The sequence below is a fragment of the Gemella taiwanensis genome, from assembly GCF_054054385.1.
This window is the reverse complement of record NZ_JBSMTL010000001.1, coordinates 56,115-81,095: the sequence shown is the minus strand read 5'-3', so window position 1 is coordinate 81,095 and position 24,981 is coordinate 56,115. Positions and strand designations below refer to the sequence as shown.

Genomic DNA, 24,981 nt, shown 5'->3' with positions numbered 1-24,981 from the left:
CATTTTGTTACAGTATATAATTATTTCTTAAATGTTAAACTTCTAAGCCGCGTTCTCTCATTATCCCAATTATTAATTCTGCAGTTTCCTCTATAGCTTTATTTTGAACATCTATTATCGGACAACCAATTTTCCCCATAATTTCTAACGCATACTCTAATTCTTCAAATATTTGGATTTCATCTGTGTAATCAGTATTTCCATCCACTCCTAAAGTTTTTAGTCTTTCTTCCCTCAACTTATTAAGTTGTTCTACTGAATTTGTTAAACCAATAATCTTTCTTTTTACTTCATATAATTGCTCTGGTAGTATTAAATCTTGAACAATAGGAACATTCATAACTTTAATGTTTCTATTTGCTAGATATAAACTTAATGGTGTTTTAGACGTTCTTGATACCCCCAAAATAACAATATCTGCCTCTTTAAGACCATTAATATCCTTTCCATCATCATACTTCACAGCAAATTCCAATGCATCAACCCTTTTGAAGTACTCAGTTCCCATTTTTCTGTTTAAACCTGGATTCCCTTCAGATTTTATTCCAAGTTTATCTTCAAAAGTGTTTAGCATTTCACTTAGCAAATCTATAACTTTTATATTTTTTTCTAACCCTTTTTTCTTTACGTATTCGGCTAAGGTACTATCTACCAATGTTTGAACTATTACATCCCCATCATTTACATTCGACATAATACAATCTATTTTTTCTATCGTACAAACATTGGAATTCTTCAATACCTTATAATCAGCTTTCCCATAAGAGAACTGCACTAACGCTGCATCTACAACATCTTTTGCAGTATTCCCTATCGAATCTGAAATTATATGTACAGTTAACATATTATCCCTCCAGTATTTCCAATAATAATTTAATTAATGTAGTTTTTGAAATTTTTCCGACGATCACCTTGCCGCCATCCTCATCTCTTACGACAGGTAAGCAGTCAATTTCATGTAAAATTAACTTCCTTAAGGCATCACTAACTAATTCATCTTCATATATGTATATTACATTCGGTACACGTGTCATCGCTAGTACAATTGGAAGATTTTGACCGTCAGCATTTCTTGATAATTTCAACATATCTTTTCTAGATGTTACACCTGCGAGGTGATTATTTTCATCGACAATAAAGATTGTTCCTACATCATATATAAATAATTTTGATAATACATCTGAGAAATTCGCTGTACTTTTAGCAGTTATTGCTATCCCCATAACATCTTTAACTAATTTATTTTTTATTTCTTCACGTTGTTCTCCTGGTGAAAAGTTATAATTGTAATAGTATCCTACATTAGGTTTTGCTTCTAAGATTTCTAGCATTCCTAACACTGCCAAATCATTTCTTAAAGTAGATTTCCCCAAAGATAGCTTCTCTGCTATCTCATCACTTGTAATCGGCTCATAATTCTTTACTATTTCAATTATAGCTTTATGTCTCTCAGTAAGTTTCATTGTTCCTCCTTCTTGTATTATATTTTTTATTATACAATATATTACACACTAATTCAATAGTTATATTATATTAATGTGTAATAATAAAATCTATTATGTATGATTATTTCATTTTAAATGATATTACTGCTACATTACTATCCTACTTTATTACCAATATATTAAAATAGAGTTACTCATTGTCTATTTTATTTAAATTTAAATGTTTATATGATATAATTAACTTAATAATATATCGAGGTGAAAATTGTATGTCAAAATTATCAAAATTATTTGCAATCGGTACAGGTATAGCCGTTGCTAACTATTACTCAAAAAATCCAAACAAAGTTGAAGAACACACTGAATACGTTAAGAAAAAATCTAAAGATTACTATGGTTATACACGTTGTATGATTCGCTATACTAAGAAAAATGGTGTTGAAGAAGCGGCAATCTACCTATACAACGACTTAGTGAAGAATCTTAAAAAAGCTAAAAATGCTTTAGAAAACAAATACAACAATGCTGTTGATTACGGAAAAGAACTATCTAGTAATGTAACAGATATTAAAGAACACGTATCTAGTGTAAAAGAATATACTTCAGAAGTTAAAGAAAACTTAGGAGATGCAAAAAAAATCGTTGAAGAATTCAAACCTTCAGTAGAAGCTTATAAAGAAAAAGCACTTTCTTCATTCGAAAAAATTAAAGATCAAGTATCAAATATTAAAAAAGACGTTAATGAAGCAAAAGTTCAAGAAAAAGTTGAAGATTTCACTAACAAATCAACTGAAACTCTAGACTCTGTTAAAGAACGTGTTGAAACTGAAGTTCTAAACAACACTCCTGAACAAAAAGAAAAAAAATAATATAACGAGGTTTTAAGATGAATCTACTATCACTAAGTACTCTTCCTAATACAGGGGAAGCAGTGAAAAATTATGGTGCATACATTGGTATCATCATAATAATTGCAATAATTTTCTTCCTAATCTGGAGAAAAAAGAATAATAAAGATGATTAAAAAACTCTAAGCTAGGTAAAACTAGCTAGAGTTTTTTTATTACAATTAATCTACATCTATTTACTACATAATGAATAAGAGAGTGATTCGATAAAATCTAAACGATTTTCGAATCACTCTCTTTCATTCTATACTATTTTAAATTATCTAATGCAGCTATTCTTTCTTTTACGCTATCATATTGTTCTTGATATGTTGCTTGTTTTTCTTTTTCTTTAGCTACAACCGCTTCTGGAGCAGAACCAACAAATTTTTCATTAGATAGTTTTTTGTTTACTCTATCTAATTCTTGTTGTAATTTTTCTAATTCTTTTCCTAGACGTTCTTTTTCTTTGTCTACATCGATTAAATCACTTAGTGAAACGTAGATTTCAGCACCTGGTAAGATACGACTAATGTCAGTTTCACTTGCTTCTACTTCGCGTTCGATAATAAGTTCGCTAGGACGAGCAAATTTCTCTAAGTACGCACTACCACTTAATAGCACTTCTTTTACGCTATCTTGTGAGTATTTAATTTTAATAGGAATCTCACGAGACATAGGAGCATTCACTTCACTACGGATGTTACGCACTGCTGTGATTACATCTTGGATGAATTGCATATCTTCAGTTTCTTTTTCGAATACTAGACTTTCATCAACTTTAGCAAATTCACTAGTTACAATACTATCTCCTGTGTGAGGAATGTGTTGCCAGATTTCTTCAGTTACGAATGGCATAAACGGATGTAACATTTTTAGAGAAGCATCAAGTACATATACTAAAATAGATTTAGTTGTTTTCTTAGCAGCTTCATCTTCACCATTTAATGAAATTTTAGCAATTTCAATATACCATGAACAGAATTCTTCCCATACGAAGTTGTATAGAATACGGCTTGCTTCACCAAATTCATATTTTTCAAATAATCTTTCGAAATCTTCAATAGTTTTAGCAAGTTTTGTTAAGATATATTTATCAGCTAATGTTTTTTCCCCAGTTAAATCAATATCACTGTATTCGAAACCTTCAAGGTTCATAATTACGAAACGAGAAGCGTTCCAAATTTTATTGATATAGTTCCAACTAGCTTCGATTTTCTCAGTTGAATAACGTAAGTCTTGACCTGGTGTTGAGTTAGTAGCTAAGAAGTAACGTAAGCTATCAGCTCCATATTGTTCGATTACTTCCATTGGATCTACACCATTACCAAGTGATTTACTCATCTTACGACCTTGTTCATCACGAACTAAACCGTGGATTAAGCAATCTTCAAATGGACGTGTTCCTGTAAATTCTAATCCTTGGAATACCATACGAGCAACCCAGAAGAAGATAATGTCATATCCAGTTACTAGACAGCTGTTTGGATAATAACGTTTGAAATCTTCACTTTCTAAATCTGGCCACCCTAGTGTAGAGAATGGGAATAATGCTGAAGAGTACCAAGTATCAAGAACATCTTCATCTTGAACATAGTTTTCAATATCTTTTGGTGGGTTTACATCAACATAAACTTCACCAGTTTCTTTGTGATACCATGCTGGAATACGGTGTCCCCACCATAATTGACGTGAAATACACCAGTCTTGAATATTTTCCATCCAAGTATTTAACGTATTTTCAAAACGTGGTGGATAGAAGTTAACTTTTCTATCTGCATCTTTTTGATTTTCTAATACTTTATCAGCAAGAGGTTTCATGTCAACGAACCATTGTTTAGAAAGATATGGTTCAACAACCGCACCACTACGCTCAGAGTGCCCTACTGAGTGAAGGTGTTTTTCAATCTTGAAGCATACTCCGCTTTCTTGTAAATCAGCGATAAGAGCTTTACGACATTCGAAACGATCCATACCATTATATTTATCTGCATGTTCATTCATAACAGCACCTTCATCCATAACGATGATACGTTCTAGGTTATGACGTTCTCCTACTTCAAAGTCATTTGGATCGTGGGCAGGAGTTATTTTAACTACACCACTTCCGAAATCTTTTTCTACATATTCATCTGCAATAACAGGAATTTCTTTATTTGTTACTGGTAAAAGAACTGTTTTACCAATATATTTTTGATATCTTTCATCTTCAAGGTGAACAGCAACCGCAGTATCTCCGAATAAAGTTTCAGGACGAGTAGTTGCTACTTCTAGATAGTCTCCACTTCCATCAGCTAAGAAATATTTAAGGTGATAGAATGCACCTTCTACGTCTTTGTGAATTACTTCGATATTAGATAATGCAGTTCTTTGTACTGGGTCCCAGTTGATAATTTTCTCACCACGGTAGATTGTACCATTGTTGTAGTGATCTACGAAAATTTTTGTAACTGCTTTGTTTAATCCTTCATCTAATGTAAATCTTTCTCTTGAGTAGTCTAAACCTAATCCAAGTTTAGCCCATTGTGCACGAATATATCCAGCATATTCTTCTTTCCATTCCCATGCACGCTCTAAGAATTTTTCACGACCTAAGTCATAACGACTTAATCCTTCTTCACGCATTTTAGCTTCTACTTTAGCTTGTGTAGAAATACCAGCGTGGTCCATTCCTGGAAGATAAAGTACATCAAAACCTTTAAGACGTTTGTAACGTGTTAACATATCTTGTAAAGTTGTATCCCAAGCATGTCCAATATGTAATTTACCAGTTACGTTTGGTGGTGGAATTACAATTGTATATGGATTCTTTTTACTTTTATTATCAGCTTTAAAAACTTCTTTTTCCAACCACCAGTTGTAGCGATTATTTTCTACTTCGGTCGGATTATATTTTGTAGACATTTCAGTCATGACTGTTCCTCCTAAATTTTTATTTTATTATTAATTATTTCACTTTTACTAATTGTGTCGGTGATATTTTTTGGATAAAAAAAATAACCTCCATCCTTACATAAGGACGAAAGTTTCCGTGGTACCACCTTTATTCTAATTATAACATTAGCACTTAATAAGATTAACGCTCTAACCACGTTTAAAGCTACTTACTTTCACTCTAAATGCTCACCGGCTACTTCAAAGTCCTGCCTAGGAGAAATCTCTCAACCACTGATTTCTTTTCTGTATCCTACGGTACGCAAGAACTTCTACTTATCGGCTCATCGCATATATTTTATAATTAAAATATGTTTAATATAATAACATACTTTTTTTTATAATGCAAGTAAAAGAAAATATTATTTCCTGAACAAACGCAAAAAGTACTTCAACGATTAGAAATCTAATTCTATCATTGAAGTACTTTTTTTAAATATTAATCTTCTTTTTTATTTTTCCATGCAGTTGCATTATCCAACTTGATTGGTAAGTTATCTAGGTAGAACTCTGGATCTTTTCCTTGTTTATGTTGTTTCACGTAGTCTTTTAATACTACATAAACTACACCAGAAAGACCGATAATTGCAATTAAGTTAAGTAAACTCATAATACCCATTGTTACATCGGCAATTCCCCAAACTAAGTTTAAATCTAATACACTTCCTACATATACAAAGATACATACGATAACACGATAAACATTTACAGCCCATTTTTTAGGAAGTAAGTATTGAATGTTTGTTTCTCCGTAATAGTAGTTACCAATTACAGAACTATATCCGAATAAGAAAATAGCTACGATTAAGAAGATTGTTCCAATACTTCCTACTTGTGAAGTTAAAGCAGCTTGAGTAAGTTGGATACCTTGTAACTTATCAGCACCATATTCAACACCAGGATATAGTAAAATTAAGAATGCTGTTGCTGTACATACTAAACATGTATCGAAGTAAACTCCTAGAGTTTGGATAAATCCTTGTTTAGCTGGGTGAGTACTATCAGCTGTTGCTGCTGCGTTAGGAGTAGATCCTAAACCAGCTTCGTTAGTGAACATACCACGTTTAATTCCTAGAAGAATCGATGTTCCCATACCGATTACTCCACCACCTACTTGTTCAAGACCGAATGCTGATTTCACGATTTGAGCAAGAACACCAGGTAATTTGTCAATGTTAATAACCATAATAACTAATACGATAAATAAGTACGCTACTGCCATAACAGGTACTAACCATTGAGTAATTTTAACAACTTTTGTTACTCCACCAAAAATTACGAAAATAGTAAGAATTAATAAAGCAATCCCTGCAATATTTGAATTAATGTCATATACTTGTAATGCTTGAGCAATAGTGTTAGTTTGAACTGAGTTAAAAGCTACACCATAAGTTATTGAAATAACAATCGCGAATAGCACACCCATCCATTTTTGTCCAAGACCTTTTTCCATATAGTAAGCAGGTCCCCCACGATAAACACCTTTTCTATCACGAACTTTATATACTTGGGCTAATGTTGATTCGGCAAAAGATGAAGCTCCTCCAAAAAGTGCCATTACCCACATCCAAAATACTGAACCAGGACCACCCATTGCAATCGCAATCGCAACACCTGCAATTGTCCCAGTACCTACTCGTGATGCAGCTGATATTGTGAATGCTTGGAAAGCAGAAACACCTTTTTGTTCTCCGTCCTCACCTACTTTAGGTTTTTCTGTAATAAGTCTGAACATTTCTTTAATGTAAGTAAATTGAATAAATTTAGTACTAAATGTAAAATAAATACCTGTTACCATTACCAACCCTATAAGGAAATAAGTCCACATAAAGTCATTAACGTTAGTCAATAATTCTAAAAATCTATCCATTAAGAGTCAACTCCTCGTTTTATTTGTTTTATTACGCTACCTATTATACTGTAAAAAACACTACATCTGTAAATATACGTTAGAAAATCTAACATAACACTATTTTAAATTAATATTAGTTTCAATATTTACTAAATAACTATAGAAAACACTTAAAATCTTACATAAAAAACTAGAGGAATCTAACATCATGTTCGATTCCTCTAGTTTCTTTCTTTAAACATATTCAATTCTATTTACTTCTTCATTGTTGTTCACTTGATAATCATTCATCGAATTATTATACATAACTGGAACAACCAATTTTCTATCACGCGCTTTTAAGATAGAACTTATTTCATAACCATTTAAAGTATTATAGTCTAATTTTTCCTGAAGAACATATTTACCGCTTCTAACTTTAGCTCTAATGTCTGTGGCAGCAACAAAGTAGACAACCATAAAGACAATAGAGAATATAAATTGAGATACTGAGAAAATATTTCTTAATACAGGATCTCCTTGAAAAATATATCCACTAAATAAAGATAAAATCGTTAATCCAGCTTGGATATATAATACTATTCTTCTGCCTTTTGTATCGAAAATTGGTAAATATGTAATAAATAACAGAATAAAATTGAATACTGAGATTACTATTCCACCAATTACCAATACGGCAAACCCTAAAATCAGCGTCGTTACTAATTCTTCATGAAATCTATCACCTGTAATTATCGGTAAGTTAATTAATGCAAATACGAATCCTCCTATGACTGCCATAGGTATCGCAAAAGTTATTATATAGGCAACTCCCCAATTTTTCTTCCAAACACGTCCTTTATATTCTTTATAAATTCTGTAGGTATTATAAAATGGTATAAAAGCGAGTCCCGGCCTAACCCCAAGTATATCAAACATAATTTTTGAAAATATAGCTGTAATAATATATCCAAAAAATAATACGATAAAGAATACAATTAAAACTATAGTACCTATTTGATTTATCAGATGTTCATCTATTTCAAACATAAAAATTCCTCCTTTATTTCATATCATTATTTTCTATTACATTATAATTAAGTTCATTAGAAATTCTAGGCACTACTAATCTTCTCTTACGTGCTTTTAGGGTTTCATTAACTTCAAAACTATCCATAGTACCGTAATCTAATTTCTCTTGAAGAATATATTCTCCACTTCTAATTCTAACTCTAACTTCTCTTGCCGCTAAAAGATAAAAAAAAGTAAATATAACAGAAAAAATCATTTGTATCATCACTAACCTTACAGTATTAAAATGAAGATCTACTTTAAGAATAATACTATTCCCAAGTACAACTAACAATGTTAGTACGGCTTGAATATACAACACTACTTTTTTTACTTTTGTATCAAAAATAGGTAAATACATAATAAATAACATAATTACACCAAATACTTTTATTATTAGAAAACATATAAAAACTATTATTATACTAACAAGAAAAAGAAGCATAAAATTAAACACAACTTCATTATTCACCTTATAATTCGTCAAATTTAATACTACACCTGTGATTATACCAGAGGGAATAATAAAAGTTATTATATACGCGACCCCCCAGTTTCGCTTCCAAACACGACCTTTATACTCTTTATAAATCCTATAAGTATTATAAAATGGTATAAGCGATAAAATCGGTTTAACACCAAGTATATCAAACATAATTTTTGAAAAGATAACTGAAACAATATATTCAATACTACCGTATAGAATAGCTATTCTTCCGAAGATATCAAATAATGCTTCTAACATATGATTATTAAATCCAAACATAACTTTCCTCCTTTTCTACTCTTTATTATACAAAAAATCTTTATGAATTAATAGTAAAAAAGGGAGTGACTCAAAAATCGTGATTTCGTAGAAATCGATTTTGTCGAGTCACCCCCGCACAGGCTATTAGATATCTAAAAAGCTTTTATAAAGCGAATTTAGATATCAATAGGCCACTGTGTCTATGATATTTTATATAAACTTTGTAAAAAATAAAATTTTCAGTTCAGCACCTATTATATTATTTATGATAACTTGCTCCTGTTATTATACGATAAGCTCTATACACTTGTTCAAGTAAAACAACACGCATCATTTGATGTGGAAACGTCATTCTACTAAACGATAATGCAAAATCACTACGCTTTTTCACACTGTCAGAAAGTCCATAACTTCCACCAATTACCAATACCACATCACTCTTACTTGTAAGCATTAAATTATCAATTTTTGATGCAAATTCTTCACTAGATAAATTCTTACCTAAAATTTCCAGAGTAATAACATATTGATTATCTTTAATTTTTGATAATATGCTATTCCCCTCTTTTTCCATCGCTAGAGCTATTTCTGAATCATTCTCTACCTTTACTTTTTCATCAGAAATTTCAATAGTATTTAACTTAATATATGCTCCAAGACGTTTTTCATATTCTTTTATAGCATCCCTATAAAATTTCTCCTTAACTTTACCTACACAAATCAAAGTTACTTTCATCAGAACCTCTTTCTATCTACACATCTTTACCAAGAACAAATTTTTCAATAGCATAAGCGAAACCATCTTCATCATTCGACTTAGAAATAAAATTCGCCGCTTCTTTTAAAGTAGTATTAGCATTATCAACCGCAACTCCCATACCAGCGAACTCAATCATGCTTAAATCATTAAGCCCATCACCTAATGCCATTACATTCTCATTTGTTAAACCAAGTTTTTTACATAATGAATCTAAAGATACTCCTTTAGAAATACCTTTATCATTAATCTCGATAAAGAACGGTTTAGACATAGCTACTTCATAGTCATCACCTAATTCAAGTGCAAGTTTATCTTTCACCTCAACAGCTTCATCAGGATGTTTAAGAATTATTACCTTAGCAGCACCTTCTTTAATATCATCTTTCATGTTCTCACTAATTACTAATTCTGCACTTACTAAACCAGACTCAATTCGTGCGTATTCATTGTCACGATTCGTAAGAACTTTCCCACCTTGGTAAGTAAGAATATCACAATCATTCTCCAAAGCAACATCTATTAAGAACTTAATTCTCTCAGGCGATAAGAACTTCTCATAAATCACTTCATTTGTTTTAAGATTAGCGATTCTAGCTCCATTAAATGAAAGTAAGTAGTTATCATAACTATCAAGTTGTAAATCCTCTACTATACTCATCATTCCAAAATCAGGTCTACCTGACGCTAAAATAACTTTAATATCTTGTTTCTTACACTCTTCAATTACTTCTCTATTTTTTTTAGAAATCTCACGATCACTATTTAATAGCGTATCATCAATATCTGTAACAACTAATTTTATCATACAAAAGCTCCTTTTTTTATCACTATGCGTTGTACGTTTGTGTTTTATGAAGCGAAGCAGTCGTAAAACACTTAGGTACAATGTATGCAACAACAACTGGAATTAGCAAATCACTTAGTGATGAAGCTAATTGCTAGTTGTCACTGCTAGGGTGTAAAACCCTCTTAGGGGGTGCAACGGAACAATTCGATTGGATGATAAATCATCTCAATCTCATACACTCACCACTATTTGGTGAGCAAGCTAGTTCCCTTACTAACTCCGTAGTGATATCTTTCGTTTATCGCTACTTCGTGCCTCACTTTTTAACGATTTAGGCAAGCCTCATTATTTCTCATCTCTGTCAATCTTTTATATTATATCATAAAATGAATGTTTCATTCCATTCATAAAAACAGCTAAATCATATTTCTATGACCTGACCATTTTTGAAGTGGACTTCTATTTTATCTTTCGTATATATAACCATTTTTTTAACTAATATATTGAACAGTTTCTCATCAAACGCTGTGACCATGTGTTCTTGTTTCGTTAGTAATTCTATAAACAACTTAAAAATTATTATAATTTCAAAGACGAGTATAATATATACAGTACAAAAAGTCCTCCAATAAAAGAAATTACCCCCATAATTTTCGCACCTTTTTCATACTTAAGTCTTATTTCTATATCACTTTCAGATTTTTTCAATTCTTCTTCCGTCATACCAGCTAATAAATTATAACTCTTTTTATAAAATAAAAGATACGATGTATATATAAGAAAACTAGCTAAAAATACATTAGTTATTACAGCCCATTCACGTATATCACTTATAAAAAAATAAGATATAAATATAGAAATCCCTATCACTATTGCTAAATATATATATTTCTTTCTTGTCATTTCTCTCACCTTAATTTATTAAATCTAAACAATTTTTATTAAAAAATATTATTATAAAGAATAGACTTCTTTTATTCTTCACAATGAATTCTGTTATATAACTACTCACAATAACACCTTCTAATTCTTCACCTTTATTATAACAGTTTTAAATGTTATTAACAAATAAAAACATTTAAATTCTATTTATTAATTAATAAAATATGAGTATGTTTTTCATTGATAAAATGAACAATTATCTACATATTTCATTCAACAATAATTTTCCCAATTTAATATATAAAAAAGTCCTAAATTGATATGACTTCTCCGTTTTTCATTTGTATATTTAGTTCTCTCTTTTTGTTTAATATACAGCTGTTTACCTTTTTTAAAAATTTATTCTTTAAATAATTTTCAAGACTCATATTTATTCCTTATTTTGAAAATTATACTTTATACAAAATTATAATACTAAAAGAATTTTACAATATTTATATAGTTAAAGAGATTTAGAATACCAACTCTAAATCTCCTTTATTGAAATTACAGCATATCTAACGTTCCGCCTTTTATTGCTGCACGTTCCATATTTTTTAACATTATTATTCCTAGTATTAAAAATATAGAAGCTAAAATTACCTCTCCTCTAACTAGATATAAGTTATTTATCACACTTTCACCACTTAGTAATCTTTGTGCTAATAATATAGAACGTGTTAGTGGCAACATATAACAAAACTGCTCTACTAGATGTGGAAAGCTACTAACTGGAAAGTTTGCTCCTGTAAATATTAGAAGTACTTTATCTATTGTGTTAGTAACTAAATGAATTTCAGTCGTTAACAGAATAAAACACGAGAAGAAAAAACCAAAACAAGTTGCTGTGAAAATCGCAAGTATTAAAACCAAAATAAATTCTAAAATTTTTTGAACAGTCCATACTAATCCTAATGTTACACTAAGAATACTAACCCCAAAAACTACTGAAATGAAACTTAAAAGCATCGTAGAAATCGCACTCGATAATAAAACTTCTGAAATACTAGTCTTTGTTGCAAGCATTAACGATAACGTTCCACTAGCGCGCTCTCTTGCAAGTTGTAATCCTACTCTATAAATTGCCGAAAAGGCACTTGTTACTATCGCGTTACTTATAACCCATTTTTCAATATTTTCTGCTCCATAAACATAATATCCAACCAAAGAATAACACATCATTTGCATTAATGGGATTAATAAATCAATAGTAAAGAATGTACGCCAATCACTAAGTACAGAAGCCATTTTATATGAAAATCTAATTCTTCTAAAAAATCTAGATATATTTTCCATATTAAAACACCTCCAATGTTCCATTTACTACACAAAGTTTTTTTATTTTTTTAAATGAAAATATACTAATTATAAAATAAATAGTAGTAATAGAAACTAAAATCAATGCTACTCTTAACAATTCTTCATTACTTCCACCTTGAACAGCTAATTTATATCCTTCCATAGCCCATGTTGGACTTAATAAATATGAAAAATACTGAATAAATTTTGGAAAAATCGATATTGGAAAGACCATTCCAGTTAACATTATTATTGGATAATCAATTACATTCATAAGTACACTTATTTTTCTTGATAGAGTAAATAAACCTGCCATCATAAAACCGACAGCTATCATAGAAATTATCATTAACAGTGTAATTAAAATAAAATATAGAAAATTAGAAAATACTATATTTATATTAAATAAAATTTTTACAGTTAACATATTAAGACAAAAACTAAACATTCCCCAAAATGTATTACCTAATATTTTCCCAAAAATAATATTTTCGAAACCTATCGGTGAAGTGAAGATCATCGGCATTGTTCCCATCCATTTTTCTCTATCCATGTCACTCGCTGATGAGAAACAAATACTTCCCCAAAATGTAGATATCCCAGCTCCGATAAAGGCGTAAAGCATAAAATCTTCGATACTACGATTTTGATATATCATACCTAACAAAATACCACTCAGTATAGGACCAATAAAAATACAAAATCTAAACATCGGTCGTGCTATCGATTGCTTCATCTGAACCCTTGCACTCATTAAAATAGCCCTCATATTATTTCTCCCCCAATAATTCTATATAAATATCTTCCAAAGTTATTTCTAGGTTTTGTTTATTTTTCTCCTCTTGCTCACGAATTTTTTTCGCTTTTATTTCTTCTTTTCGTTCGTAAGAAACAAGATTTTGTAATCCTACCACATCATCTAAGGCAAGCAGTTCACCTTTTTTTATTATTGCAATTCTATTGCAAAGTTCTTCTGCTTCAGGCATATAATGAGTTGTTAATAATATAGTTACACCATCTTTGGCTAATTCTTTAATAAGTTCACGAAGTTCTTTTGCTCCTATTGGGTCTAGACCTATACTAGGCTCATCTAAAAATATTATTTTCGGATTATTGAGTAATGAACGCGCAATCTGTAATCTTTGTTTCATACCTTTCGAGAAGGTTTCTACTTTTTTATCAATAAATTCACTAAGACCAACACGTTTTATTAAATTTTCAATAAGTTCATTTTGCGCTTTACGTGGAATTTTATAAAGATCAGCAAAATATGCTAGGTTATCTCTTGCGCTTAGTCGCCAGTATAGGCTACGCTCTCCACCAAAAACAAAATTTATATGCTCTCTAACCTTTTTGGCTTCATGAAAAGTATCAAAACCTAAAACTTTTACACTCCCCTCACTTGGTGCAAGCATCGTAGTTAAAATTTTTATTGTTGTTGTTTTACCTGCACCATTAGGTCCTAACAAACCAAAAATTTCTCCTTCTTTCACTGAAAATTCTATTCCTTTTATAGCTTCAAATTCACCGTTTTTCAGAGTCTTAAAACTTCTTTTTAGACCTTTTACATCTATTATATTATCCATCACTTTCTCCATTTCCTAAAATATTCCGACCTGTACTTTTCAACAACTAATTACATTCCAATCTCTTAATAGAAAGACTTCAATAACGTTTATTTGTATTCTACTTTACGTTGTTATTTCTGTAACAACTAATTTTATCATACAAAAGTTCCTTTAGTAGATTTTAATTAATCTATAATCTTATCAATTTATATGTTTCAGTTCTATACATTATATCAGATTACACTGCTCTCTCATAGTGAAAAAGGGAAAATCATATCAATCTGATATGATTTCCATATTTTGAGGTATTCCAATAAATATAGAGAAGTAATCTAAGTTTACTCCTCGTAATAAAGATGATGTAGCTCATGTCCTTTTTTTAATAGAAAACTTCCTATTATCGAACTAAAAGTTAATTCAGAAAAAGCCAAGCCAAACACTAAATAAAAATCAGTAGAACTTATACTATAATCTGAAGGATCAACTTTAATTAATAAATCTATCATTATCATATCTTCAGAAGATGTCAATAACGCACCCTTTATATCCAGAGGATTAAAAAATAATTTCTCTTTTATTAATTGAATTAATCCCAAAAGCAATGATTCCGATGTTTCCGAATTAAAAAAATCATTTATATCTTCTTGATTTAAACCATCTAAATTATCATAAACATCTAACATAAAACTATCAAAAACTTCACTAGGATTTAGTATAAGTTTTACTCTAACTAGATCACTAATGTCTAAGTCCCAATTAACGTCAAAAGCTAGTGCAACTGAACTTCCTTCACTTAAAATTTCAGTACAAAGATAATATTGTTTATTCATTTTTATTCACTCTCTTTCTCTTATATATTAACAAAATTCAAAATAAACTTTTTCTTTATTTTAACAAGTACAATTACAAAATCATCTAAATTTATAAGTTAATAACCAAATAACAAATCCATCAATTTATTTAATTTATAAACTTTAAAAACACTATTATGAATGTAACAATTACATCCCTTTCAATAATTTCAATTAACTATGTTATGATAAAAAATAGTTTTAAGAATTTTCTTAATCAAGTTATTTATTCATTTTTTATTTTCTTCAATCTAACAAGTTATCAATTCACAACACTCATATATTAAATATACTTTTATTATACACCATTTTAAATTCATTTTCGTTTAAATAAAAACTCTCTAATTTTAATTCTTCCATTGTAGAATTCTCCAAAAATCACTATACTATTTTTTGAAGGAATATATACTCTTATTTCGTAGAATTTTTCTTCTCATTGAGATAATCTATTATATATAAAATAATCTCAACTACTAAAAAAATTATAGCTATTTTAATCACTTTTGGAAAGAAAATACAAAATATAACAATTGGTATCAATCCTATTAGCAATTGTTGCTTATTCTTTTTGAAAATGGGGAGAGATTTTCTTCTAAACATAAAATATAGAAAAGCAATAGTTATAGTTGCAACGATAGATCCTATTATACTGTCCATTACCAATAACCTCCTCTTACATTAGAAGTTTCATATTTTATATATGTTTATAGTGCTGTTAAACTTTACACCTTTATTGTAATATGAAAATATAATGGTATCAATACGAAAATCTCAGTAATACATTTCATATAAATACAAATGTACACTTAGTCATCTCTAAAACAACTAAGTGTACATTTTTTATCTCTCATCACCTAATAATTCTGATCTTATTATCACGCTTATTGCTAAAACAAACATTATTAGACTTAAAAATATTGTAATATATGTATTTATATCAAGATCCATATCAAAAATTACAGTTCTCATGCTCGTTAATTGGTAAGTTAATGGATTAAGTTTTGATATATAGTATAGCACCTTAGAATTATCTAAACTATAAAAAGTCGGTGCGGCAAAAATTATCGGTAGTAATAATGTTCCTAAGATAAGGTCTCTAGTTCTATACGATACAGTTCCTAATGAGATAATAACCCCAAGAGAAAACCAAAATACTAGACTAATAATTACAATAATTAATACTTTTAGAAAAGGACCTATCTGTATTTTTATCCCTAAGAAAAACGATAAAAAGTAGATTAATAATACTTGCACTATTGTGATTCCTAACGGAAATACTAATTTTCCTAGAAAATATGAAATTGCTGATGTTCCTTTTATTCTTTTATACGCTAAGAGTCCCCATTTTTTATCTAAATTCACCCTATAAACTGACTGATTCATCTGAGAATTTAGTATTACTCCTATAATTCCAATGAAAATATATTCAATATAGCTAACATTTTCTCCTTTAAAAGCTAAACTTGAAAAAGAGTTCCCTATTCCAAATCCAAAAAATACAAAGTACAATATTGGAACCATTAGCTGAGTATATATAATCTGCTTATTATTTTCAATCGCCTTGTATTCTATATACGATGTCGCCCAAAAATTCTTCATAACATTTTTCATATAATTACTCCTCCAATTCCAATATTCTCTTCAAGGTAATTTCTTCTTTCTGCAGGCTTCCTATTGTAATATTTTCTGCCAATAGTAGTTTTAAGACATTTGAAATTTCCTCTTCTTTTTCCAAGAAAATTTTTAAATTTTTATCATCAACGATTGTAATAGTATCTTTATGTTTTTCTACCACATCTTTACTTATTTCACCACTGTAAGAAATATTGTATACTATTTCTTTATTATATTCTTTTAAGAAGGTGCTCATTTCTCCAAAGTATAAACATTCTCCGTCGTTTATATAAATTATTTTATTACAATACTTTTCTATAAGATCTAAATCATGAGAAGATATAAAAACAGCATGTTCTTTATTATTATTTTTTATGTATTCTAATATATTTTTTGATAATACTACATCCAATCCTGTAGTAGGTTCATCTAAGAATAAAATTTTTGAATCTGATATCAAACTTCTTGCTATTTGTACCCTCTGCAGTTGTCCTCCAGATAATTCTGTTAAGTCTGATTTCTCCTTACCTTTTAAACCTAGAACCTCAATAATCTCATCTACACTTTTCTTGCTAATAGTATTTTTAGAGTATAATACCCCCATATAAATATTGTCATATACATTTAAGTACCAATCTACTGATTGATTTTGCATACAGTAATCTATATCTCGAACAGACACACCCTCACCAAAAGATACCTCTCCTTCGATATTAGAAAACAATCCTAATGTAGAATTAATTATCGTAGTTTTCCCTGAACCACTTTTACCTATAAGTGCAATCATATCTCCTTTTTCCGCAGAAAAAGAAATATTTTTAATCGCATAATTACTAGAATTTTTATATTTGTATGCTAAATTTTTCACTGTTAATAAATTTACCATTTAACTCCCTCCCTTATGTTTTTGTATACTTTTACAGTTTTATTGTAATATAAACATTGTATAAAAGCAATAAAATAAAAAACGGTTTCCAAAAATTATTCCTTGTTTTTATAGTAAATATCCCCTCTGTCTATGAGTTACAATATACACTTTTTTTAATTTTAGACTTTTTGTGAATTGCCATTGTATTACTTCTTAAATAAAATAAAACAATATACACCTAGCTATTTCTAAAATCAACTAAGTGTACATTATTCAGTATTAACTTTATGAATTTATTTCTTCTTTTCTTCTATAATATTCTTTCGCAAAATCTACGCAACTTTTTAAATCTATACAAAGAACTGATGTTTTCTGTATATCTTTTATTTGATAACTTCCCTTATAATTTTTCATGAATTCTTTCTGAACTGTTAAGAAATCATCATATATATCTAATTCGATATTAGAAAATTCTAACCACTCTCCATCTACATTTGCACTTTCTTTTATTGTTTTTCTATTTAGTGAATATTCTGCAAGATGCAATGCTGTATTGGATTCAAAATCAGTTCCTAATAATAAAATTTTTGCATTTTGATCATACAATCTCCCTAATGGTGAATTATATCCTAAGCCATCATCTAATGGATGCTCTTTTATTATTTCCTGTGCTTTTTCTCCTACTGCTGAAAAAGAATATAGTGGATGAGAACTTCTAACTGAGTGTGTTAAATTCATAACAAACTCACTAAATTTCCCCATACCTCGTGTACTAGATAGATTAACATCATAAGATAAACTTTCTTGTTTAATTTTTTCTATCCACTCCTTAGGAACTTTAGGATATTCCCAATACTCTGGAGACATATTTTCTAAAGATTGTGTTGGAACAACGAGCGTTCCACTTTCTCCTAATCTTTCCATAAGTGCTTCATAAATACATCTTGCACCGCCGATTATATAACCAAAATTACTAAGAGATACGTGCGCAATCAGGATATCGCCTTCTCCTATTTCTAAATCTTTAAATAAATTTAAAAAATCACTTTTACCTATTGGCATTAAATTATTATCTAAAGCATCACTCATAAACTTATAACTCATGCTTTTCCTCCTTATCAAATGGGAGTGACTCAAAATCTTATTCTTGGAGAAATTGATTTTTTAGCCACTCTCCTATTTTCATTTTTCTATTCAATCTATATCATTTTTTACTAACTTTCACTTGTATCACAATTTTATAATATTATCAAATTTTCCTCTTAGTTCATCACTTATATCATGGCTAATCATTATTATCGTTAATTCTTTATTTCCTAACAGCATTTCTACTAAACTTTTCGCCGATTCTTTGTCTAAAGCTGATGTTCCTTCATCAATTAAAAGTATTTTTTTACCATTAAATAACGCTCTAGCTATAGCCAATCTTTGGCGTTGTCCTCCTGAAAGATTTTTTCCATGAACCTCTACTTCTGAATATAAGAAGTCTTTCTGTGTTAAGCCCACTTTTTCTAAATATTTAGCTACTTCACTATCCTCAGCTACTTCTCCCATAGTTATGTTATCTTTGACAGTGCCTGAAAATACAAAATTTTCTTGTTGAATTATAGTTAGTTTTTCTAGTATTTGCTTAGTAGATAATTTTTTCAAATCAACACTACAATACTCTACACTACCTTCATAATTTCTTAATTGCCCTGTAATTATTTTAAATAATGTTGATTTACCAACGCCACTATCTCCACTTATTAAATATTTATTCCCCTCTTTTATATCAAGATTCACATTATTTAGAATTTCTTTATCACCATAACTGAAATATAAGTTTTTAATTTTAAATAATGTTTCTCTTAAAGAATATTCAATAGGTGAGTAGGTATCCTTATTATTTAACATGAATTCATCATGCTTAGAGAAAATAGGTTTTGCGCCTTTAATAAATGCTATTCTATAACCTACTTGGCTCATACCATCAAATACAAGATTAGCAAACATTCCTACGGCTGCAACTGCACCGATTTCCAAATTATCTTTAACAACTAAATACCCTGTAACAAAAACTAATAACACTTGGAAAAAGACATTTAAGCCGAAGTTAAGCATATAATAATTACTTTCCAATTTACTTTGTTTAACAAATACATTTTTCAAAATTCTACTTATATTAGCTATTCTTTTAGAAATTATTTGTAATTTATTAAGAGAGAAATACGTATCATAGCCTAGAATCGTCTCCTCTAACGAAGCAACATAATTCTCATTTTCTTTAGTAACTTCTGTTCCCATATTATGAAGTTTTTTATTAAAAATTTTTGGAAGATAAATTAATATTCCTGTTCCTATAATAGTAATTAAAGAAATAATCCAGTGATATTTCAATAGAGCATAAAGAGAAAATACCACACCAGAAAGGCTGTATATTATAGCAAATATATTTCTCAAACCTTTTTCTTGAATCATTTGAATATCATTGTTAAACCAAGATTGATAAACACCAGATGAATTATCTTTATACTTTTCAATATCTAATTCTATAAGGCTACTAGACAGATTATCTTTAACATCTATTCCAATATCTTGAATAAAAATCTCCTCTCTTACCTTTACCACTCTATCAATTACTATAATAACAAACCACGTAACTGATAAGAATAAGATAATTTCAAAGAAACTATGTAGATTTTTGTTAGTAAGCACAGTTATAGCATCTGCATTTAAAAAGTTACTCTTCATAAGAAATAACTGTCTTAACAATATAAGAAAACAAATTAATAAGAACCTATATTTAAATTTTAAAATATATCTTTTCATAAATACCTCCTACTTTTAATTCCACTTAAATAATAACAAACTACTAAAGGAGATTTTGAGAACTATATAAAACACCAACTTATATTTATACTTTTATTATAGTATGAAAAATAGATGATAACAATATAAACTTATAATTTTCAGAAAACTTACTCTAATTATCTTGACACGAAAAAAAAAGTCAGTATAATTAAAGTTACATAAAGCTTGTAACTTAAATACAAACAACATTTATGTAATCTATTCAAAGGAGAGCAATTTGATTAAAAATATTTTAGAAGTTATAACATTGAACAAATTAAAGTTATGCATTATGTTTATTTTGACACTAATAGTATCAATAGGGACTGTTTATGTTGTATACGCTCGTGTTGATATTGTTGATTCTGTAATATACAAAACAGGATCTCTATGGACAAAAGTTGGCTTTATTATTTGTGTTTTAATAATAGTAGAATTGCTTAGAGCGTGGTTAAAAATTATAATTGCACAATTAGTTAAACAATGGAAAATATATCTAGGTGATAGAATTAGTAAAAACATAGAAACTATGTCTCAGTCAGAATTTAATAAGGTTGACTCTGGTGAACATATGACTAAATATACTTATCAACTTGAATTATTATCTGCATATTTATTCTCACCATTAACTGGTTTACTTAGTGCTATTGTATTATTTATCTCATCAGTAGTATTTTTATGGCTTATTAATTGGAAATTTGTTGTATTCGCCCTATTATCATCAGTCGCTATGTTTTTAATAAGCGGTAAGTTTGGTAAAAAAATTAGTGTAGGATATACAAATTTATCAATTTTATCAGGGAAATTCTCTGGAGTTTTAAAGGAATATTTAACAGGCTATGAAGATTTAAAAAATATCGGTAAGATAAATTTATTCTCAAAAAATGTTAAGACTAGTCAGATCCAAAAAGAAGATCAACAGTATAGTATTTCTAAATTAATGGCATTTGGTGAATTAACTTTACAAAGTATCGAGAAATTACTTGAATTATTAATTTTTATCTTTGCGATTTATTTGGTTTTAAAAAATGAATTGACTATCGGAACAATAGCTTCGGTATCTACTATACTAGGTATATACCTTACTTCTATCAATCAATTGGTTGATCTGTATATTAAGGTAATCGGTACAAAAGAAATATTAAATAGCGTTATAACTAAAGCGACTGCTAAAGAAACACTTTATCCACACGTTGAAGAAAATATTGAATTTAAAAACTTTAATTATAGTTTCGGAGATAACCATGTTATTAGAAACTTCAACTTTAATATAAATAAAGGTGGAAAATATGCCGTAATCGGTAAAAGTGGTTCAGGAAAATCTACTATAATCAAGTTGCTACTAGGAAAATTACAATCCAACCACGATAAAGTTTTAATCGATGGAAATCCTCTTGAAATACAGGATGATATTAACTTCTCCAAAGAGATTGGATATGTGAGTCAACAAACATCTATTTTCAGCGGTTCAATTCGATATAACATCACTTTAGATGATAGTTATTCAGATGAAGAAATATGGAGCATATTGGAAAAAGTTTGTTTAGCTGATAGAGTTAGAGCTTTACCTGACAGCTTAGATCACAACCTATCTAATATGGGAGAAATCCTATCAGGAGGAGAAAAACAAAGGTTAGTTCTTGCGAGAGTTTTAATTAGAAATTATCCAATTTTAATTCTCGATGAAGCAACCTCAGCATTAGATGAAAAAACAGCAGTACAGATAGAAAACAATATCTTAGCTGACGATAAGTTAACCTTAATAATGATTTCTCACCATATACAAGAAGAAATCAAAAAACAACTAACAGAATGTGTAGAATTAAAAGTACAGTAATATCAAATATTAAATGAATTAAATAACACAAAAATGCCAAGCAATAAACATTACTTGGCATTTTCTATTTTCCCCATTACATATACCTCATCATACATTCTCAAAGTTTCTGGATAAGATCTGTGTGAAATATGAATTAAAGTCTTATCTTTCATACTTAATAGTAATTTTTCAATTAAGATGTATGTATTTTTATCCAATCCTGATAATGTTTCATCTAAAACTATAACTTGTTTTTCCTGTAATATTGCCCTAATTAATGCTAACCTTTGTTTTTGTCCACCAGATAAATTTGATTTTCTCTTATCGTACGTAGTATTAACCAAATTGGAAACTTCTTTAATTTTGTCATCTAATCTAGTTTCTTTTATTAAAGTCATTATTTTATCCGCTTCTATGTTTTTATAAAAAGTAAGATTATCGATAATCGTACCTACAAATATAAAGCTATCTTGAGGTACATAAGTTATTATTTTTTGAATTGTGTTGTATTCATAACTGTTAATATTTTTTCCATTTAAAAATATGTTACATCCTTCAAGGTTTTTTGTTAATAGTAATGCTAACGTCGATTTTCCACTACCACTATCTCCTTGAATTAAATACTTTTTACCTTTTTCAAAAATAGCCGAAAAATCACTAAAAATTTCTCTATTATTAAATTTATAGCTTTCATTTCGAATTTCTATGTTTTCAAAATCGATAATTTTATGACTATCTATATATTCAAACTTCTCTTTAGAATCTAATTCCCTTTTTATATCTTTTACGGATGTTATATTAGCTATAGAAGCTGTTATCAAATTGACAGGCATTACTAACTCTGCAGAAATAGTAAAAATAGATACTATATCCCCTACACTAGTATTTCCTAACAGAGCTTGACGACCTCCTATATATAAAATAGCAATAATAGTAGCATAGAATACTAATCCTGTTAAGACATTTACAAGTGATGCTAAAACATTCTTCCTATTAACAAGTTTATTTATTTTTTTATATTCATTAAGTAATTTTTCATAAAATATATTAGCAGAATCGCTATTTTTAATAACTAATAACCCTTCTAAAAAATCTTCAAGTTTATCGTTATAACTAGCCTTTTGTATAGAAATACTGTTTTGAACATTTTTCAAATATGATTTGAATAGGTTAGGAATTACAATCGGAAATAATGACAATCCTATAACCCAAAACGCTGTTGTTACATCCAATTTGAACAACGCTATTGTAGCAAAAATAAAATAAACTATCCCCTGATACAGAGAAAAAATCGTATTATAATATTGATCTTTTACCATTCCAATATCATTATTTACAGTAGATAATAAATTTTTACTCTTTGTATCTAGTTTATTCTTAAGTAAACTACCCACAAGGGTTCTATGAATATTAAACCCAACTTTATTCAGATAAATAGTATCTAAAATCTGACGTAAATATTCACATATAAGCATTAGTATTATAATTACAGATAAATATATAATTTGATTGTAGAATAATTGCTCATTTTTAGTAGTAAGGGCATCGACAACATATTTAATTTGATATGAAAAATAAATATTAATCCCCGAGACTACTGTAATAAGAAATAAAACTACCGCAAATAAAAATTTTCTCATATTTCCCACTCCTAATTTGAGTCCTTCTATTTAAAAGTCCAGTTTTTATTTTATAAATAGCCTTTTAAAATCTAAATACAATAAAAAGAAATCAATTGCTCATAGAAGCTAATCAATTTCTTTCTTAATATTTGATATTCTAAAATAATTCAATCTATAGATTAACTTTCCACTCAACATAAAACCCAATTAACGTTTGTTAAATTATAGAAATTATATCAAATAAAAAATTGCTAGTCAATGTTATTTCTGAAAATTCAAGGTTGTTTTTAGAATTTATTAATTCTTAAATTAAATTCCAATTCAAATATAAAACTAAAAATTAACTTGAAACTAATCTTTTAACTGGAACTAAAAAATACATGTCTTCTCTTTTCTATACCTATATACATTTACAAAATTATTTCCTCATCAAAACCACTTTTTTGATATAATAACTTCAGTAAAACTATAGTAAATGAATTTTTTTAACATTCACTGTAACACTATATTTATCCTTTAAATTTATTATATTACGTATATTTATAAATTATTGATAATGACCATTTAATTTGATATAATCAAAATTGGAGAGAGAAGTTAGGGAGTGTAACACTTCCGATAAAGATGGTGGCTACTTCAATATGAAAGGGGATGGTGCTATGCTCGCATACACTAAAATCTTGACGAAAGGAGTAGCAAGTTGTCAGCTTACGAAATTGTACAGACGATTATTGGAATAAATCTATTGATTGTTTCAGTAGTTAGTGCATGTATTGTAGCATTAAAAAAAGACAATAAAAAATAACCATCTTTATGCTTTGGCAGGCTAGATGGTTATAAAATACCTAAACTAGAGCCACCGTCTTTAAAACGGCTCTCTCTTTTATGACTATATTTTAACATAGATGAAGTAGAAAAGCAAAAATTTTGAAATATTGATCTTTCTATAATTTTTCAAATTGTTTGCATATCAAATACTCTTATTCTAGAATTTTTCACCCATTAAAAATATTCCATACAAAAAAGCTAGGAAAAATTCCTAGCTTAACGTTCACATTTGAAATATAGGTAGTGAATCACCTTCCTTTATACTACTATATTTCTACTAGAAAATCAATTTTTTA

The 24,981-nt window shown here is 28.8% G+C and carries 23 protein-coding genes and 1 other annotated feature; of the genes, 4 read left to right on the top strand and 19 right to left on the bottom strand.

Going from position 1 to position 24,981, the window contains the following annotated elements:
• Positions 1 to 34: 34 nt before the first annotated feature.
• Together ACWOA3_RS00350 and ACWOA3_RS00345 are read right to left on the bottom strand one after the other, a co-directional pair.
• A complete protein-coding gene (locus ACWOA3_RS00350; protein WP_003146682.1) occupies positions 35 to 844 on the bottom strand; it encodes a pyruvate, water dikinase regulatory protein in 810 nt (269 codons plus the stop codon).
• 1 nt (position 845) lies between these two features.
• Positions 846 to 1,463, bottom strand: coding sequence for a CBS domain-containing protein (locus ACWOA3_RS00345; RefSeq protein WP_003146683.1), 618 nt, complete (start codon positions 1,461 to 1,463; stop codon positions 846 to 848).
• Between the two features lie 251 nt (positions 1,464 to 1,714).
• Here ACWOA3_RS00345 and ACWOA3_RS00340 point away from each other — a divergent pair, with 251 nt between their 5' ends.
• Both ACWOA3_RS00340 and ACWOA3_RS00335 read left to right on the top strand, forming a co-directional pair.
• A complete protein-coding gene (locus ACWOA3_RS00340; RefSeq protein WP_442566628.1) occupies positions 1,715 to 2,314 on the top strand; it encodes a hypothetical protein in 600 nt (199 codons plus the stop codon).
• A gap of 17 nt (positions 2,315 to 2,331) precedes the next feature.
• The gene (locus tag ACWOA3_RS00335; protein WP_271987558.1) at positions 2,332 to 2,469 is read left to right on the top strand and encodes an LPXTG cell wall anchor domain-containing protein; all 138 of its coding nucleotides are present in this window, start codon (positions 2,332 to 2,334) and stop codon (positions 2,467 to 2,469) included.
• Positions 2,470 to 2,602: 133 nt separating this feature from the next.
• On the opposite strand, the gene ACWOA3_RS00330 is transcribed toward ACWOA3_RS00335, so the two are convergent.
• From ACWOA3_RS00330 to ACWOA3_RS00255, 16 genes are all read right to left on the bottom strand, one after another.
• Positions 2,603 to 5,245, bottom strand: coding sequence for a valine--tRNA ligase (locus tag ACWOA3_RS00330; RefSeq protein WP_456883754.1), 2,643 nt, complete (start codon positions 5,243 to 5,245; stop codon positions 2,603 to 2,605).
• A gap of 99 nt (positions 5,246 to 5,344) precedes the next feature.
• Positions 5,345 to 5,563, bottom strand: a binding site (T-box leader).
• 142 nt (positions 5,564 to 5,705) lie between these two features.
• Positions 5,706 to 7,136 (bottom strand): amino acid carrier protein, encoded by a 1,431-nt coding sequence (locus ACWOA3_RS00325; protein WP_442566626.1) that lies wholly within the window; start codon positions 7,134 to 7,136, stop codon positions 5,706 to 5,708.
• A 216-nt stretch (positions 7,137 to 7,352) separates the two neighbouring features.
• Positions 7,353 to 8,147: a hypothetical protein gene (locus tag ACWOA3_RS00320; RefSeq protein ID WP_456883753.1), complete on the bottom strand. Its 795-nt coding sequence runs from the start codon at positions 8,145 to 8,147 to the stop codon at positions 7,353 to 7,355.
• Positions 8,148 to 8,160: 13 nt separating this feature from the next.
• A complete protein-coding gene (locus ACWOA3_RS00315) occupies positions 8,161 to 8,934 on the bottom strand; it encodes a hypothetical protein (RefSeq protein WP_456883752.1) in 774 nt (257 codons plus the stop codon).
• A gap of 241 nt (positions 8,935 to 9,175) precedes the next feature.
• Entirely contained in the window at positions 9,176 to 9,652 is a 477-nt protein-coding gene (gene rlmH / locus ACWOA3_RS00310; protein ID WP_456883751.1) for a 23S rRNA (pseudouridine(1915)-N(3))-methyltransferase RlmH, read from the bottom strand.
• A gap of 16 nt (positions 9,653 to 9,668) precedes the next feature.
• Positions 9,669 to 10,481, bottom strand: coding sequence for a Cof-type HAD-IIB family hydrolase (locus tag ACWOA3_RS00305; protein WP_003146695.1), 813 nt, complete (start codon positions 10,479 to 10,481; stop codon positions 9,669 to 9,671).
• Positions 10,482 to 11,042: 561 nt separating this feature from the next.
• Complete coding sequence (locus tag ACWOA3_RS00300; protein WP_003146696.1) at positions 11,043 to 11,366, bottom strand: hypothetical protein; 324 nt, start codon at positions 11,364 to 11,366, stop codon at positions 11,043 to 11,045.
• A 525-nt stretch (positions 11,367 to 11,891) separates the two neighbouring features.
• The gene (locus ACWOA3_RS00295) at positions 11,892 to 12,680 is read right to left on the bottom strand and encodes an ABC transporter permease (RefSeq protein ID WP_003146697.1); all 789 of its coding nucleotides are present in this window, start codon (positions 12,678 to 12,680) and stop codon (positions 11,892 to 11,894) included.
• A gap of 1 nt (position 12,681) precedes the next feature.
• Complete coding sequence (locus ACWOA3_RS00290; RefSeq protein WP_003146699.1) at positions 12,682 to 13,452, bottom strand: ABC transporter permease; 771 nt, start codon at positions 13,450 to 13,452, stop codon at positions 12,682 to 12,684.
• A gap of 1 nt (position 13,453) precedes the next feature.
• Entirely contained in the window at positions 13,454 to 14,269 is an 816-nt protein-coding gene (locus tag ACWOA3_RS00285; protein ID WP_003146701.1) for an ABC transporter ATP-binding protein, read from the bottom strand.
• A gap of 320 nt (positions 14,270 to 14,589) precedes the next feature.
• Positions 14,590 to 15,081 (bottom strand): hypothetical protein, encoded by a 492-nt coding sequence (locus ACWOA3_RS00280; RefSeq protein WP_003146702.1) that lies wholly within the window; start codon positions 15,079 to 15,081, stop codon positions 14,590 to 14,592.
• A gap of 432 nt (positions 15,082 to 15,513) precedes the next feature.
• The gene (locus ACWOA3_RS00275; protein ID WP_003146703.1) at positions 15,514 to 15,759 is read right to left on the bottom strand and encodes a hypothetical protein; all 246 of its coding nucleotides are present in this window, start codon (positions 15,757 to 15,759) and stop codon (positions 15,514 to 15,516) included.
• 183 nt (positions 15,760 to 15,942) lie between these two features.
• A complete protein-coding gene (locus tag ACWOA3_RS00270; RefSeq protein ID WP_003146704.1) occupies positions 15,943 to 16,713 on the bottom strand; it encodes an ABC transporter permease in 771 nt (256 codons plus the stop codon).
• 4 nt (positions 16,714 to 16,717) lie between these two features.
• Positions 16,718 to 17,602 (bottom strand): ATP-binding cassette domain-containing protein, encoded by an 885-nt coding sequence (locus ACWOA3_RS00265; protein WP_003146707.1) that lies wholly within the window; start codon positions 17,600 to 17,602, stop codon positions 16,718 to 16,720.
• A 267-nt stretch (positions 17,603 to 17,869) separates the two neighbouring features.
• Entirely contained in the window at positions 17,870 to 18,688 is an 819-nt protein-coding gene (locus ACWOA3_RS00260; RefSeq protein WP_003146709.1) for an aminoglycoside N(3)-acetyltransferase, read from the bottom strand.
• Between the two features lie 126 nt (positions 18,689 to 18,814).
• Positions 18,815 to 20,395 carry an ATP-binding cassette domain-containing protein gene (locus ACWOA3_RS00255; RefSeq protein ID WP_456883750.1) on the bottom strand — a complete coding sequence of 527 codons (1,581 nt, stop codon included), beginning with the start codon at positions 20,393 to 20,395 and terminating at the stop codon, positions 18,815 to 18,817.
• Between the two features lie 313 nt (positions 20,396 to 20,708).
• Here ACWOA3_RS00255 and ACWOA3_RS00250 point away from each other — a divergent pair, with 313 nt between their 5' ends.
• The gene (locus tag ACWOA3_RS00250; RefSeq protein ID WP_254263187.1) at positions 20,709 to 22,253 is read left to right on the top strand and encodes an ABC transporter ATP-binding protein; all 1,545 of its coding nucleotides are present in this window, start codon (positions 20,709 to 20,711) and stop codon (positions 22,251 to 22,253) included.
• Positions 22,254 to 22,303: 50 nt separating this feature from the next.
• On the opposite strand, the gene ACWOA3_RS00245 is transcribed toward ACWOA3_RS00250, so the two are convergent.
• Positions 22,304 to 23,875 carry an ATP-binding cassette domain-containing protein gene (locus ACWOA3_RS00245; RefSeq protein ID WP_172497802.1) on the bottom strand — a complete coding sequence of 524 codons (1,572 nt, stop codon included), beginning with the start codon at positions 23,873 to 23,875 and terminating at the stop codon, positions 22,304 to 22,306.
• Positions 23,876 to 24,557: 682 nt separating this feature from the next.
• Between ACWOA3_RS00245 and ACWOA3_RS00240 the strand changes: the two genes are divergently transcribed.
• Entirely contained in the window at positions 24,558 to 24,662 is a 105-nt protein-coding gene (locus tag ACWOA3_RS00240) for a putative holin-like toxin (protein WP_081450717.1), read from the top strand.
• The last annotated feature ends 319 nt before the right edge of the window (positions 24,663 to 24,981 follow it).